Below are 16,016 nucleotides of genomic sequence, written 5' to 3' on the forward strand. Positions count from 1 at the left end.
CATTTAATACGGCACCCACCATGACCGTCCTGACCCAGGCTGAAATTTCGGAATTCATCGACCGCGCCTTTGCCGAAGACATCGGAACCGGCGACATCACATCTGACAACGTTGTGCCCGCTGATGCGCGCCTGCGTGTTGCCCTTGAAACCCGCGAGGATATCGTGGTTGCCGGGCTTGATATCGCGCTGGACTGTTTCCGCAAACTGGTCCCCGATGCCAAAATCGAAAAGCATTGCGAAGATGGCGATGCGATCAAGGCCAAGGACGTTCTGGCCGTGGTTGAGGGCAATGCGCGCGGTATTCTGACCGCAGAACGTACCGCCCTTAATACGCTTCAGCATCTTTCGGGCATCGCCACCACCACGCGCACCTATGTGGCTGCCATGGGCGAAACAACGGCGAAGCTTTTAGATACCCGCAAAACATTGCCGGGTTGGCGCAAGCTGGAAAAATATGCCACCCGCATGGGGGGTGCCCAGAACCACCGTATGGGCCTTTATGACGGCGTGATGATCAAGGACAACCATATCGGTGTTGTCGGATCGATCACCAAATGCGTCGAAGCGGCCCGTGCGGCCAACCTGCCCAAGATCGAGGTTGAATGCGATACCCTTGATCAGGTGGCCGAGGCCGCCAATGCCGGTGCCGATATCATCCTGCTTGATAATATGGGACCTGATATGCTGCGCGAAGCTGTCGCGATTGTTGACGGCCGCTGCAAGACCGAAGCATCGGGTGGCGTGAACCTTAAAACCATCGGGACGATTGCCGCCACCGGTGTTGATTACGTATCGGTCGGACGCATTACCCAATCGGCCCCGGCGGTTGATATCGGGCTGGATGTTGCCATCCTGTAATCGCACCATGCCCCACCCGGACACACAAAAATCACCGCAAAGGATTATCCGGACCGCAAACTGGATTTTGCGTGACGGGGAAAAAGTGCTTTCGGTGCGCAGTCATGGCCGCGACCGTTTTTATCTTCCGGGCGGGAAAATCGATCCGGGCGAAACCGCCCGCGATGCCATCATTCGCGAAGTCGCCGAGGAACTTGGCGTCACCCTGATTGATGACAGCATCCGGGAAATCGGCACCTTTGCCGGGCATGGCCACAATCAGCCCGACGGGGCGATTGTGCGCATGACCTGTTTCACAGCTGCCTATCGCGGCATGCTTGCCCCGGCCCGCGAGATCGCCGAGCTGCGCTGGCTGACCCAGCGCGACCGTGACCTGATGGCCCCGATGGGCCAAAAGATCACAGCGGCACTTTTTGACATCTGACAGATTTGCATTTCCGGCCCGGGCAATTCCTAGCGCGGGGCATCTGCATCCGGATCACCACCAGCATCCGGGATGCCGCGGCTCGACGCGTCCTGATCGCGTGAAATATCCTTGGCGGCCGATGGCGGTGTTGCCTGCTGGTCGGCACCGTGTTCGTCAACATCATCCGATTGCGGGGCCTGCTTGTCCTCGACCTGCGGGGTTTCGGGGCGCGGTCGGGTCTGACCGCGGCCGGCATCGCGGATTGCCTCGGTCAGCTTATCGATATCACGCAGATTAAGGTCACGCTGCGGGAACGGAATTTCGATGCCTTCGTCACGGAACCGCTGCACAAGTTCAAACCGGATCGAACTTGCAACCGCCATGACATCACCGATATCGCGCAGGAAATAGCGCAGCTCAAAATCAAGCGAGCTGGCACCGAAATCCATGAACACGACCTGTGGTGCCGGATAACTCAGGATTTCGCGACGTTTATCGGCCATCTCAAGCAGGATTTCACGCACCTTGTCGACATCGGCCCCGTATGAAACGCCGATCTTGATGATGCCACGGCCCGACCGTTCCTTAAGCGTCCAGTTCAGGACCCGGTTGGAAATCAGTTCGGAGTTCGGAATGACAACCGATGACCGGTCAAAGGTTTCAATTTCGGTGGCGCGTACCCGGATGTCTTTGACAAAGCCCTGATCGGCACCAACCACGATCCAGTCCCCGACCTTGATCGGTCGTTCGACCAGAAGGATCAGACCCGATACGAAGTTGTTGACGATACTTTGCATGCCAAAACCGATACCGACCGAAATCGCACCGGCAATGATCGCAAGGTTCGAAAGATCCATGCCCGCCGCCGAAATAGCCAGCAGCACCGCAAGACAGATCCCGGCATAACCGAAGATCGCCGAAACAGAATGTTGCAGCCCCTGATCGAGCTTGGTGTTGGGCAGAACCCGCGTACTGAGCATCCGCTGGAAAAACCGCATCGCGCCCAGAACAATGACAAACATCAGGGCCGCAAGCAGGATCGACTTCAGGGAGAAATGAATTCCCCCGACCTGGATGCCGACAAAGGCCTGCTGGACTGCAAGGATGAGGTCAACCCAGGCAATATCGGTAAAGATCATCACCGCGACCGGCACGGCAATCGTCACCATCACCACATCGATCAGAACACGCAGCCAGAAATAAAGGGTGCCATGCACCGCATCGGTGGTTTTGCTGTCTTCGGCCGGTTCGGGCCGTACCAGATAGGTGTGCATCAATGCGCGGCTATAGCCGCGCAGCAACCAGTAACAGGTCAGGAATGCCAGACCCATCATCAGGTTTTCCAGAATGAAGCGCGCCAGCGCCACATAGCCCAGCGCCATCAGAACCGGCATCAGAATGGCGACGGCCTTCAGACCACGGCGACTGCGCCGTTCAAGTTTGGGCCAGAATTCATGCCGGTCCTTTTCGTCATGCACCCAGAAGACGCCAAGCGACGACACAAACAGCAGGACCGAAATGATCAGAACGTTGGAAATGCTTTGGACAAGCGCAATATCAAGCGACGTACCAAGGGTTGTCGCGCCTTGCAACAGCACCATGTCCCAGGCAAAGATCAATGCCACCACCAGCGACGAAACCCCGACAATCCGGGCACCGCGCGGCGTCGTTCCGGCCCGGCGCAGGGTCGGTGAAAATGGGGAATGAACGCTGCGAATGGCCGCGCCGACAAAAAGCAGAAACAGGGCCGCGGCAAAGCATTGATGGATGAAATCGCCCATCGCCCCGTTCAAAAGGTCCTCGCGGGAATCAAGAATGCCGTATGCCACCAGCAACGCGATCCCGGGCACCATTGCAGTAAACAGGAACCGTGTCCCCGATATCAGGGCAACCCGGTCTTCGGACGGCACGGCTTTCCAGCGCGCCGGCATATAGCGCAGGACAAGGACTTCCCCGCCAATCAGGGCCGCAATCACGATAAAGGATAACAGAACAAGTCCAGGCGCAATTTCGGCAAGCTCGTCGGCCGCCTGACCTTCGAGTTCCAGATTGGCATAGCGTGCCTGCACCATGCTGGGCAGACGCACTATTTCACCCCACGCGGTCAACCAGACACCGGGATCAAGCGGCACATCAACCCGGCCCAGAATGCGGCGCGTGAAGCGTTCGCGGGCCAGTGCGGCAAGCTGATCGGAAAGTTCGGTCGCGCGGAAATCGACAAGTTCAAGCTGCTTGATCACCCCGGTAACGCGCGCGATGTCCTGCCCAATGCGTTCACGTTCTCGCGCGACAGCGGGGACTTCTTCCTGGCCTTCTGCCGGGGGTTCGCCAAGCTTGCCAAGGGCGGCTTTAAAGCGCTTCAGCCGCTCATCTGCGCGGTCATGAAGGGTATTCACACCAAGCTGGATGGTTTCGATCTTGTCACGGCCATCGGAAATAAACCGGTTGGTGACTTCGTCACGGGCGATCGTCTTTTCCAGATCGCCAAGCGCATCATCCCATTCGGAAATCCGGTTCTGGGCGTTTTCCAGTTCGATTTTCTGAACGGCTTCCTGAGCCTTGTCGTCGCCTTGCGCCGCCACAGGGTGCGTCGCTGTCATCGCCAACAAACAGATTGCAAGACCTGCGAATACGTGACGAAGAGAAGTCATGCCTGATGATCCATATTGATGCCCAAAGACCGGTATTTGACCGTTTTGCCCGATTTGCAAACAAGTTACACTGAAGAATGTAACGAATCATCAAACGTTTCGTTCCCATGATTGATGAAATCGCCATCTGCTGATTGCCCGCATGATTTTCGGCAAAACAGCCAAGGAGCCCCCAATGCACAAATCGGCCCTGATCAACGCCTTTCAGATCAACCAGGACGGGTCGGCAAAACCGATCGAATGGAGCACCCTGCAAGACGGACTGCCAGCACCAAGCGAGACATCCTATGTCTGGGTTCATCTTGACTGGATGGGCGAAGGGGTGCGCAACTGGCTGATCAATATTGCCGGTATTGACCCGACGATTGCCGATACCCTTGCAACACGCGGAACCCGTCCTGGGGTTTTCTTTTATGATCCGGGTTATTCACTGAACCTGCGCGGGGTCAACCTGAATGCCGAAAACGATCCGGCCGATATGATTTCGGTGCGTTTCTGGGTCACTTCAAACATGGTCATTACCCTTCGCAATCAGTCGCTTAAGGCATTTGACGATATCCGTTCGGCAATTGCACAAAACAGCGCGCCGCGCAGCATCGATGATTTCGTTCTGACCGTGGCTGAAAGGCTGATCCATCGGCTTGAAAATGTCGTGCGCGGCATCGAGGCAGATGTCGAAACCATCGAGGAAGACCAGGAAACCGTTGCCGAGGGCAAGACCCTTGCCCTGCGTCGGCGCGGGTCGGATATCCGCAATTCCGTCTCGCGGCTGCGCCGCCATCTGGCCCCGCAGCGCGACGCGCTTTCAAACTATGTCGAACAGAAACCGGCCTGGTCGGACAAGCGTTTCAAACGGCGCGGACGGGCCCTGACCGACAAGACGATCCGCCTGATCGAAGAATTTGATTCGCTTCGTGAACGCATCCAGATTGTGAACGAGAACCTGATGGCGATCGAAACCGAACAGATGAACCGCACTATGTACTGGCTGACCGTAATTGCCGGTCTGTTTCTGCCGATCAGTTTTGTCACCGGGCTTCTTGGCATCAATGTCGGGGGCATTCCGGCGGCGGACAACCCGTACGGCTTTGTCACGGTTGCGGTGATTTTGACGGCCATTACCGCCTTTGAAATCTGGCTTTTCAAAAAAATGCGTCTGATCTGACAGGCGGGCATCACTGGCGACGCCTGCCCAGGGCAGAATGCGCAATCGCATCAAGCGCCTTGTTGCATTGCAATGCGTCTTGGCGCTATGACATTGCACATTGAGCTGATTTCTTTCACTGCATCCGAGACTTGTTGATGACCGACGGCCCGCTTTCCCGTTATCGCGCGAAAATCACATCTGGCGAGCTGTCCCACGATCCGATGCAGGAGCTGTGCGCGGAAAAACTCCAAAGCCTGAAAAACGCGCTGTCCCATTACGAACCCTCGACCGGGTCGGGCGGCTGGCGTGAACGGTTTGGATTGACCCGGCGCCGTGAAGAACCCACCCCGCCATCCGGGCTTTATATTTATGGCGAAGTCGGGCGTGGCAAATCCATGTTGATGGACCTATTCTATGAAACCATCGACATTGAAAAAAAGCGCCGCGTGCATTTCCACGACTTCATGCAGGACGTGCATGAACGCATGCACCGGTTCCGCAAGACCAAGAAAAAAGATGACGCCGACCCGATCCCGCCCATCGCCAAGGACCTGGCCGATGCGGCCTGGTTGCTGTGTTTTGATGAAATGCAGGTCACCGATATTACCGATGCGATGATCCTTGGTCGGCTGTTCGAACAGCTGTTTGACCATGGGGTGGTGATTGTGACCACCTCGAACCGCGTCCCGGATGACCTTTACAAGGATGGCCTGCAACGTCAGAATTTTCTGCCTTTCATCGATATGATCAAGCAGAAGCTTGATGTGCTTGAACTGGCCAGCCCCACCGATTACCGGATGCGCAATCTGACCGCAGCAGACGTATTTCTGTATCCGTGCCAGCGTGAAGAAGCCGTTGGCAAAATTGATGAAATCTTTGAAACCCTGACACAGGGCGCGCGCGTTGCCCCCGACAGTTTGACCATCAAGGGCCGCAAGATTGAAATCTCGGCGGCGGGGGCCGGTGTGGCCAAATTCAGCTTTGACGAGCTGTGCACACGTCCGCTTGGCCCGGGGGATTACATCGCCCTTGCCACGCATTTTCATACCATCGTCATTGATTTCATTCCCAAACTGCCGGATTCCCGCCGGGACTGGGCCAAACGGTTCGGGACATTGATCGATGCAATGTATGAACACAAAACCAAACTGATCTGCGCAATCGAATGCGACCCGACCGAGATTTACACCGACGGCGATTATTCGTTCGAGTTCCAGCGCACGGTGTCGCGCATGACCGAAATGCGCAGCCAGGAATATCTCGACATGGCGCATTTGACCTGATTTCTGCCCCACAGCGACCGCGCAAATGATCACGGATCGCGCCGCCGGGATGGGTCAAAAAACGACTCCACCCATCAGAGTTTAAAACGGTTGCAATAATTCGCCATATGGGCGCGTATCGCCGGGTGATTCTTGCGTGAGGCATGTCACAAACGCACAATCGCGCAAATTTCATCGTATTAGCGTTTTTTCGTGTACGTGCCCGTCGCATGGCTGATGGCCGTTTCGTGCAATGCTGGGGCGGTGCAATCGGGATCGCACGCCCGAATTGGCAGCAAACGCGCAGACTGCCTTTCCTTTAGGCAGCCCGCAATCGTAAACAGGCTTTGGTTTTGCTGCGCATTCATGCCCCTTCGCAACCGCAACATGAACGGTTTTTAAGCGTTTAGACCATAGTTGCAACAAACCCCGAACCGGCGGTTTTCCTCGTAAAAACAGCGGGGTTTCCCCTTGTAAATCGAGACGATTCAGTTTACGACACTCGATGTTTACGAACGATTATTTCGCGTTCGCAGGTTTAAATTTTCAATCGCGCTCCCAAGTTGAGTTTCGACCCCCAGGAAGCGTAATAGGGAAGAAGGTAACGGAATGGCCCGCAACAAGATCGCGCTCGTCGGTGCTGGCAATATTGGTGGCACGCTTGCTCACCTCGTCGGCCTGAAAGAGCTTGGCGACGTCGTCCTTTTCGACATCGTTGATGGAATGCCACAGGGCAAGTCGCTTGACATTGCTGAATCCTCCCCCGTCGACATGTTTGATGCCGACCTCAAGGGTACCAGTGACTATAAAGACATCGCAGGCGCTGATGTTGTTATCGTCACCGCAGGTGTAGCTCGCAAACCGGGCATGAGCCGTGATGATCTCATCGGCATCAACACCAAAGTCATGACCCAGGTCGGTCAGGGCATCAAAGAACATGCTCCGAATGCATTCGTCATCGTCATCACCAACCCGCTTGATGCGATGGTTTGGGTGATGCAGCAGGCAACCGGCTTCGATCCGAAGAAAGTTGTCGGCATGGCAGGCGTTCTGGATTCGGCACGTTTCCGTTACTTCCTCGCAGAAGAATTCAACGTATCGGTCAAAGACGTTACCGCATTCGTTCTTGGCGGCCACGGCGACACCATGGTCCCGTCCATCCGTTATTCGACCGTTGCCGGTATCCCGGTTCCCGACCTGATCAAAATGGGTTGGACCACGCAGGAGAAAATCGACGAGATCGTACAGCGCACCCGTGATGGCGGTGCAGAGATCGTTGCCCTGCTCAAAACCGGTTCTGCTTTCTATGCCCCGGCTGCTTCGGCAGTTGCGATGGCAGAAAGCTACCTGAAAGACCAGAAACGCGTCATGCCGGTTGCTGCTTATCTGAGCGGCGAATACGGCGTTGATGGTATTTACGTCGGCGTCCCGGTTGTTCTGGGTGCTGGCGGTGTTGAGCGCATCGTCGAGATCAATCTTGACGAGTCCGAAAAAGCAAACTTCGACAATTCCGTGAACGCAGTTCGCGGCCTCGTCGATGCTGCTAAGGGCATGCTCTAAGAACGCGAAGCGGGCTGGTCGTTGACCGGCCCGTTTTTCAATCATTGGTGTTTTTAAAACTTCAATGATCGCGGGCCTCGCAAACAAAGTCCCTCCCGCATATACGGGGACATTGAAATCCCGATTTCTGACCCACAGGAAATCGTACGGAAGGCAAGAAAGCGACCGAACATGAATATTCATGAGTACCAGGCGAAAGAAATTCTTCGCAAATACGGTGTGACCGTGCCGAATGGCAAAGTTGCATATACCGCTCAGGAAGCCATCGAAGCTGCCCAGTCCCAGGCTGGTCCGGTTTACGTGGTGAAATCCCAGATCCATGCAGGTGGCCGCGGTAAAGGCACCTTCAAGGAAGCCAAAGCAGGCGATAAAGGCGGCGTTCGCGTTGTCAAAAGCGTCGAAGAAGTTGGCGCAAACGCCGAACAGATGCTCGGTTCGACCCTGGTGACCCACCAGACCGGTCCGGAAGGCAAAGAAGTCAAACGCGTTTACATCGAAGAAGGCTGCGATATCGCACGCGAACTGTATCTTTCGGTTCTCGTCGACCGCGCTTGCTCGCGCGTGATCTTCATGGCTTCGACCGAAGGCGGCATGGACATCGAAGAAGTTGCCGAAGCAACCCCGGAAAAGATCGTCACCGTTGACATCGATCCGGCTGCCGGCTTCTCGGGCTTCCATGGCCGTAAACTGGCATTCGCACTTGGCCTCGAAGGCAAGCAGGTTTCCAAAGCTGTCAAATTCATGTCGGCAATGTACCAGTGCTTCCTCGACACCGATGCAGCCATGGTTGAAATCAACCCGCTGGTCGTGACCGGCGAAGGCGACATCATCGCGCTCGATTGCAAAATGAACTTCGACGACAACGCGCTGTTCCGTCATCCGGACATCGAAAACCTGCGCGACGAAGACGAAGAAAACCCGGCTGAACTTGAAGCTGCCAAACACAGCCTCAACTACATCAAGCTCGATGGCACCATCGGCTGCATGGTTAACGGCGCAGGCCTGGCCATGGCAACCATGGACATCATCAAGCTTTATGGTGGCGCACCGGCAAACTTCCTTGACGTTGGTGGCGGCGCGACCAAAGAACGCGTTACCACGGCCTTCAAACTGATCCTGTCTGACCCGAATGTCGAAGGCATCCTGGTCAACATCTTTGGTGGCATCATGCGTTGTGACGTGATTGCAGACGGCGTTGTGGCAGCTGCCCGCGAAGTCAGCCTGAACGTTCCGCTGGTTGTTCGCCTTGAAGGTACGAATGTCGAACTTGGCAAGAAGATCCTCGAAGAATCGGGTCTGCCGATTGTTTCGGCTGACAACCTTGCCGATGCCGCCGAGAAGGTGGTCAAAGCTGTGAAGGAGGCCGCGTAACTATGGCTGTTCTCGTCGATAAAAACACCAAAGTTATCTGCCAGGGTTTCACTGGTTCGCAGGGTACTTTCCACAGCGAGCAGGCTCTTGCATATGGCACCAAAATGGTTGGCGGTGTTACCCCGGGTAAAGGCGGCACCAAGCACCTTGACCTGCCGGTCTTCAACACCGTTGCCGAAGCGAAACACGTTACCGAAGCAAATGCTTCTGTAATCTATGTTCCGCCGCCCTTCGCAGCAGATGCAATTCTTGAAGCCATCGATGCAAAAATCGAACTGGCTGTCTGCATCACCGAGGGTATTCCGGTTGCTGACATGGTTCGCGTCAAGCGCGCGCTCGAAGGTTCTTCGACCCGCCTGATCGGCCCGAACTGCCCGGGTATCATTACCCCGGACGAATGCAAAATCGGCATCATGCCGGGTCACATTCACCGCCGCGGCAAAATCGGTATCGTTTCGCGTTCCGGTACGCTCACCTACGAAGCAGTTGCACAGACCACGGCCGCTGGCCTGGGTCAGTCGACCTGTATCGGTATCGGTGGTGACCCGGTCAACGGCACCAACTTCATCGACTGCCTCGACCTGTTCCTGAAGGATCCGGAAACCGAAGGCATCATCATGATCGGTGAAATCGGTGGTTCGGCTGAAGAAGAAGCATGTGAATTCCTGCAGGCTTCCAAAGTCAAGAAACCGGTTGCTGGCTTCATCGCCGGTGTTACCGCACCTCCGGGTAAACGCATGGGCCATGCCGGTGCGATCATCTCGGGTGGCAAGGGAACTGCCGACGCGAAAATGGAAGCCATGCGCAGCGCTGGCGTTCTTGTTGCCGATTCCCCGGCAAGCCTCGGCTCGACCATGCTGAAGGCTTTGAAGGGCTAATCTGGGTAGTCAGAGGAAAGGCAAGGGGGGGCGTGGTCCTGTCTTGGGGACCATGCCTTCCGACCACAAATGAAACCTCAAGATCTCGACACGATTCTTAACGAGTCGAACGCAACCTACATCGCTCAAATCTATGCCCGGTATCTGGAGAACCCGTCTGCGGTTGACCAGAGCTGGGCTGAGTTTTTTGACGGGTTGCAGGACGACGCCTCCGAACTCCTCGCAGAAATGCGTGGGCCGAGCTGGCAGCCGCGGGAAACCAAGGTTGTTGGCGGCATGGAGGGATACGACGTCTCACAGGGACATGCCGAACGTCAGGCCCAGGTGGCCTATGCACCGGCAGCCCTCGCAGCACCGGGAGCGGCACAGGTCAATTCTGATGCCATCCGCGCTGCGGCCAATGATTCCATTCGCGCACTGATGCTGATCCGATCCTTCCGTGTGCGCGGCCATCTGGAAGCAAATCTGGATCCGCTGGGCCTTGCCCCGCGTGAACCACACCCGGAACTTGATCCCAAGACCTATGGCTTCACCGAAGCCGACATGGACCGTCCGATTTTCATCGCGAACGTTCTGGGTCTTGAAACCGCGACCATTCGCCAGATCGTTTCTCTGGCGCGCAAAACCTATTGCGGGTCGATCGGTATCGAATTCATGCACATTCAGGAACCTGAACAGAAGTCATGGATTCAGCAGCGGATCGAAAGCATCGGCAACCAGACGCAGTTTACTGCACGCGGCAAGGAAGCCATCCTTGAGCGCCTGGTAGAAGCCGAAGGCTTTGAAAACTATCTGCATACCAAATATGTCGGCACCAAGCGTTTCGGCGTTGACGGTGGCGAAGCCCTGATCCCGGCGCTCGAACAGATCCTTAAACGTGGCAGCCAGCTTGGCATCCGCGAGGTCGTGTTCGGTATGCCGCACCGTGGTCGTCTGAACGTTCTTGCCAATGTCATGGCCAAGCCGTTCCGCGCGATCTTCTCGGAATTCATGGGCAACCCGTCCAAACCGGACGACGTGATGGGCTCGGGTGACGTTAAATATCACCTTGGTACGTCCGCCGACCGTGAATTTGATGGCAATGTCGTTCACCTTTCGCTGACGGCGAACCCGTCGCACCTTGAAGCGGTGAACACTGTTGTCCTTGGTAAGGTCCGTGCAAAACAGTCCCAGCGCAAAGACACCAATCGCGAGCAGGTCATGGGTATCCTCCTGCATGGTGATGCGGCCTTTGCCGGTCAGGGTCTTGTTGCGGAAACCTTCGATCTGTCGCACCTCAAAGGGTATCGTACCGGTGGTACCATCCACTTTGTTGTGAACAACCAGATCGGTTTCACGACCAAGCCGACCGATTCCCGTTCTTCGCCCTATTGCTCGGACATTGCCAAAGTCGTTCAGGCACCGATCCTGCACGTCAATGGTGACGATCCCGAAGCAGTGGTTCATGCGGCCCGCATCGCGACCGAATTCCGTCAGGAATTCAAACAGGACGTCGTTATCGACATGTTCTGCTATCGCCGCTTTGGCCACAATGAAAGCGACGAGCCGGCCTTCACCCAGCCGAAGATGTATGACGTGATCGGCAAACACCCGACCACCAAGGACATCTATGCACAGCAGCTGATCAAGGAAGGTCTTCTGACCGAAGAACGCGTCAAGGAACTGGACAAGTCGTTCCAGGATTATCTTGATGAAGAGTTCAAGGCGTCCGAAGCATACCGTCCGAACAAGGCTGACTGGCTTGAAGGCAAATGGTCCGGACTTGCATCCTCGCATGGCGAAGATGCCGACTGGATCGGCAAGACCGGCGTCGACGAAGATCTTCTTCAGGAAGTTGGCCGTGCGCTTTCGACCGCACCGGAAGATTTCGACATCAACCGCAAAATCCTTCGTCAGTTGAAGGCCAAGGCGAAGATGTTCGAAACCGGCGAAGGTATTGACTGGGCAACCGCCGAAGCACTGGCGTTCGGTACGCTGATGTGCGAAGGCACCCCGGTCCGTCTTTCGGGTCAGGATTGCCAGCGCGGTACCTTCTCGCAGCGTCATGCCAAACTGGTCGACCAGACCACTGAGGCCAAATACACCCCGCTCAACAACATCCGCACCGGTCAGGCCGAGCTTGAAGTTCTCAACTCGCCGCTGTCCGAAGCCGGTGTTCTGGGCTTTGAATATGGTATTTCCCTTGCCGAGCCGCACTCGCTGGTTCTTTGGGAAGCCCAGTTCGGTGATTTTGCCAACGGTGCACAGGTCATCATTGACCAGTTCATCAGTTCGGGCGAAGCCAAATGGCTGCGTATGTCGGGTCTGGTGATGCTTCTGCCGCACGGTTACGAAGGCCAGGGTCCGGAACATAGTTCGGCCCGTCTGGAACGTTACCTGCAGCTTTGCGGTGAAAACAACATGCAGGTGGCCAACGTCACGACACCGGCAAACTATTACCACATCCTGCGCCGTCAGATCCGTCGCTCGTTCCGTAAGCCGCTGATCCTGATGACACCGAAGTCGCTTCTGCGTCACAAGCAGTGCGTGTCGAACCTGTCCGAATTCGGTCCGGGTACGACATTCAAGCCTGTGATCGAGGAAACCGGCAAGCTGGTAGATGCCAAAAAGGTCAAACGCGTCGTTCTGTCGTCGGGCAAGGTCTATTACGATCTTCTCGCCGAGCGCGAAAACCGCGGCATCGAAGATGTTGCCCTGGTTCGTGTCGAACAGCTTTATCCGTGGCCGGAAAAAGAACTGGCAACGGAACTTGCGAAATACCCGAATGCTGATGTCGTATGGTGTCAGGAAGAATCCGAGAACATGGGTTCCTGGTTCTTCGTCGATCGTCGTATCGAAGCCACCCTGTCGAGCATTTCGCACAAGGCGGGTCGTCCGGTTTACGTTGGTCGCGCAGCTTCGGCTTCGCCGGCAACGGGTCTTCTGAAGGCCCACCTGCGTGAACAGGCCGAACTAGTCGATGCGGCACTAAGCGTAAAATAACTTTACCGAACGGGCGAGCAATCGCCCGTTCAATACGTTCATTTAGAATTCATTCGCATCATGGCAGACCCACACTGCCTGATTGAAAAAACGGTCGAGGAAAAAATGGCGACTGAAGTTAAAGTTCCCGCGCTGGGCGAGTCTGTATCTGAAGCCACGGTGGCAAAATGGTACAAAAAAGTCGGTGAAGCTGTTGCTGCCGATGAACCGATTGTCGAACTTGAAACCGACAAAGTGACCGTTGAAGTCAACGCACCGGTTGCCGGCGCGATTGCTGAACTGGTTGTTGGTGAAGGCGACGAAGTCGAAGTTGGCGCCCTGATCGCCATGATCAACGAAGGTGCCGAAGGCGCTGCTGCTGCTCCGGCAGAAGAAAAAGCAGAAGCCAAGGCGGAAGAAGCTCCGGCCAAGAAAGAAGAAGCCAAACCGGCTCCTGCTGCTGCGCCGGCCGCTGCCACCGCAGCCAACACCGACCATCCGCTGCCGCCGGCAGTTCGCAAACTGGTCGAAGACAACAATCTTGACCCGGCCGCCATCCCGGCAACCGGCAAAGATGGCCGTCTGACCAAAGGCGACGTCATGAACTATCTTGCTGGTGGCGCACCGGCACCACGTGCGGCTGCACCGGTTGCTGCGGCCCCGGCAGCGCCGAAGCCGGAACGTGAACTGCGTGACGGTGAAGAGCGCGTCAAAATGTCCAAGCTGCGCCAGACCATCGCGCGCCGCCTGAAAGAAGCCCAGAACACCGCGGCCATGCTGACCACTTACAACGAAGTGGACATGACCAACCTTCTGGCTTGCCGTAACCAGTACAAAGACGGCTTCGAGAAGAAGCACGGCGTGAAGCTTGGCTTCATGTCCTTCTTCATCAAGGCCTGCACCACGGCCCTGAAAGAATGGCCGGCTGTTAATGCCGAAATCGACGGCAACAGCTTCATCTACAAAAACTACTGCGATATCGGCGTTGCCGTTGGTACCCCGCAGGGTCTTGTTGTTCCGGTTATCCGTTCGGCCGAAGAAAAAACCTTTGCCGAACTCGAAAGCACCATTGTCGATTTCGGCAAACGTGCCCGTGACGGCAAACTTGGCATGGATGAAATGACCGGCGGTTCCTTCACCATCTCCAACGGTGGTGTCTTCGGGTCGCTTCTGTCCTCGCCGATCCTGAACGCACCGCAGTCCGGTATCCTCGGCATGCACAAAACCCAGATGCGCCCGGTCGCAATCGACGGCAAAGTTGAAATTCGTCCGATGATGTATCTGGCACTGTCCTATGACCACCGTATCATTGACGGCCGCGAAGCGGTCTCGTTCCTGGTACGCGTCAAGGAATGCATCGAGAACCCGGAACGCATCCTGCTCGACATCTGATCAGACAAAAGGATCAAAGAACTCATGAGTGAGAACTACGACATTGTCGTGATCGGTGGCGGTCCTGGCGGTTATGTTTGCGCCATCCGCGCCGCACAGCTCGGCCTTAAGGTTGCCTGCGTTGAAAAACGCGGTGCACTTGGCGGTACCTGCCTGAATGTCGGTTGCATTCCGTCCAAGGCACTGCTGCATTCTTCCCACCTGTTCGAAGAAGCTTCGGAACATTTCGATACCCACGGCATCGAAGTTTCCAAGCCGAAGGTCAATCTTGAAAAGATGATGGCCCGCAAGGACAAGGTCGTTGACAGCAACGTCAAAGGCATCGAGTTCCTGTTCAAGAAGAACAAGGTTACCTATGTCAAAGGTGCCGGCGAGATCACCTCGCCGACCTCGGTCAAGGTTGCCCTTCTTGATGGTGGCGAAGAAACCCTGAATGCCAAGAACATCGTCATCGCGACGGGTTCGGAAGTCACCCCGCTGCCGGGTGTTGAAATTGACGAAGAAAAAATCGTCTCTTCGACCGGTGCGCTGACTCTTCCGAAAGTGCCGAAGAAGATGGTTGTGATTGGTGCTGGCGTCATCGGTCTGGAACTTGGTTCCGTCTGGCGTCGTCTGGGTGCCGAAGTCACCGTTGTTGAATTCCTGGACCGCATTCTGCCGGGCATGGATGGCGAGCTGGTCAAACAGACCCAGCGCATCTTTGCCAAGCAGGGTCTTGAATTCAAACTCGGCCACAAGGTAACCGCGGCAAAATCCACCAAGTCCGGCGTGACCCTGACTGTTGAACCGTCCAAAGGCGGCGATGCAGAGGAACTCAAAGCTGACGTGGTTCTGGTTGCCATCGGTCGTCGTCCCTATGTTACCGGTCTTGGCCTGGACAAGGTTGGTGTTGAACTCGACGAACGCGGTCGTGTCAAAACCGACGAATACTTCCAGACCAATGTTGGCGGCATCTTTGCGATTGGCGACACCATTGCCGGTCCGATGCTTGCCCACAAGGCGGAAGAAGACGGCGTTGCCCTTGCAGAAATGATTGCCGGCGAAGAAGGCCATGTCGATTACAGCAAGGTCCCGGGTGTTGTTTACACCTGGCCGGAAGTTGCTTCTGTTGGCAAAACCGAAGAACAGCTTAAGGAAGAAGGTGCCGAATATTCTGTCGGTAAATTCCCCTTCACCGCCAATGGCCGTGCGAAGGCGATGGAAAGCACCGATGGTTTCGTCAAGCTGCTTGAAGACAAGAAAACGCACCGTGTCGTCGGCGCGCATATTGTCGGCCCGGCTGCTGGCGATCTGATTGCCGAAGTGGTTCTGGCGATGGAATACGGCGCATCCGCCGAAGACATCGCACGCACCTGCCACGCCCACCCGGCCCTTGGCGAAGTCGTCAAGGAAGCGGCACTGGACGCGGACAAACGCGCAATCCACATGTAATTGATCAGTCACCTGATCTTCAAACGGCCGTCCCATGCATTTGGGGCGGTCGTTTTGTTTTGGGCAATCCTTGAATCTAAAATACACTTCCCCATAA

11 protein-coding genes are annotated in these 16,016 nt (G+C 56.0%); 10 read left to right on the forward strand and 1 reads right to left on the reverse strand.

What is annotated here, in order from left to right:
- Positions 1 to 20: 20 nt before the first annotated feature.
- Positions 21 to 860: a carboxylating nicotinate-nucleotide diphosphorylase gene (nadC, locus tag SIB88_RS20445; protein ID WP_412558950.1), complete on the forward strand. Its 840-nt coding sequence runs from the start codon at positions 21 to 23 to the stop codon at positions 858 to 860.
- 67 nt (positions 861 to 927) lie between these two features.
- The gene (locus SIB88_RS20450; RefSeq protein ID WP_412558951.1) at positions 928 to 1,284 is read left to right on the forward strand and encodes an NUDIX hydrolase; all 357 of its coding nucleotides are present in this window, start codon (positions 928 to 930) and stop codon (positions 1,282 to 1,284) included.
- Between the two features lie 29 nt (positions 1,285 to 1,313).
- Here SIB88_RS20450 and SIB88_RS20455 read toward each other — a convergent pair whose 3' ends face one another.
- Complete coding sequence (locus SIB88_RS20455; RefSeq protein WP_206928286.1) at positions 1,314 to 3,917, reverse strand: mechanosensitive ion channel family protein; 2,604 nt, start codon at positions 3,915 to 3,917, stop codon at positions 1,314 to 1,316.
- A gap of 175 nt (positions 3,918 to 4,092) precedes the next feature.
- Between SIB88_RS20455 and SIB88_RS20460 the strand changes: the two genes are divergently transcribed.
- The 8 genes from SIB88_RS20460 to lpdA all read left to right on the forward strand — a co-directional run bounded on the left by SIB88_RS20460 (position 4,093) and on the right by lpdA (position 15,919).
- Positions 4,093 to 5,082, forward strand: coding sequence for a CorA family divalent cation transporter (locus SIB88_RS20460; protein WP_068520026.1), 990 nt, complete (start codon positions 4,093 to 4,095; stop codon positions 5,080 to 5,082).
- Positions 5,083 to 5,219: 137 nt separating this feature from the next.
- The gene (gene zapE, locus SIB88_RS20465) at positions 5,220 to 6,347 is read left to right on the forward strand and encodes a cell division protein ZapE (protein WP_289078561.1); all 1,128 of its coding nucleotides are present in this window, start codon (positions 5,220 to 5,222) and stop codon (positions 6,345 to 6,347) included.
- 588 nt (positions 6,348 to 6,935) lie between these two features.
- Complete coding sequence (mdh, locus tag SIB88_RS20470) at positions 6,936 to 7,886, forward strand: malate dehydrogenase (protein ID WP_068519918.1); 951 nt, start codon at positions 6,936 to 6,938, stop codon at positions 7,884 to 7,886.
- A gap of 141 nt (positions 7,887 to 8,027) precedes the next feature.
- Entirely contained in the window at positions 8,028 to 9,257 is a 1,230-nt protein-coding gene (gene sucC, locus SIB88_RS20475) for an ADP-forming succinate--CoA ligase subunit beta (RefSeq protein ID WP_228196313.1), read from the forward strand.
- 2 nt (positions 9,258 to 9,259) lie between these two features.
- Complete coding sequence (gene sucD, locus SIB88_RS20480; protein WP_068519920.1) at positions 9,260 to 10,135, forward strand: succinate--CoA ligase subunit alpha; 876 nt, start codon at positions 9,260 to 9,262, stop codon at positions 10,133 to 10,135.
- 69 nt (positions 10,136 to 10,204) lie between these two features.
- Positions 10,205 to 13,117: a 2-oxoglutarate dehydrogenase E1 component gene (locus SIB88_RS20485; protein ID WP_250280576.1), complete on the forward strand. Its 2,913-nt coding sequence runs from the start codon at positions 10,205 to 10,207 to the stop codon at positions 13,115 to 13,117.
- Positions 13,118 to 13,222: 105 nt separating this feature from the next.
- Positions 13,223 to 14,488: a 2-oxoglutarate dehydrogenase complex dihydrolipoyllysine-residue succinyltransferase gene (gene odhB / locus SIB88_RS20490; protein WP_068520028.1), complete on the forward strand. Its 1,266-nt coding sequence runs from the start codon at positions 13,223 to 13,225 to the stop codon at positions 14,486 to 14,488.
- A 24-nt stretch (positions 14,489 to 14,512) separates the two neighbouring features.
- Positions 14,513 to 15,919: a dihydrolipoyl dehydrogenase gene (gene lpdA / locus SIB88_RS20495; protein WP_412558952.1), complete on the forward strand. Its 1,407-nt coding sequence runs from the start codon at positions 14,513 to 14,515 to the stop codon at positions 15,917 to 15,919.
- Positions 15,920 to 16,016 lie beyond the last annotated feature (97 nt).

Origin of the sequence: Thalassospira sp. MIT121401 (assembly GCF_047125595.1) — a bacterium.
Lineage (GTDB): Bacteria > Pseudomonadota > Alphaproteobacteria > Rhodospirillales > Thalassospiraceae > Thalassospira > Thalassospira povalilytica.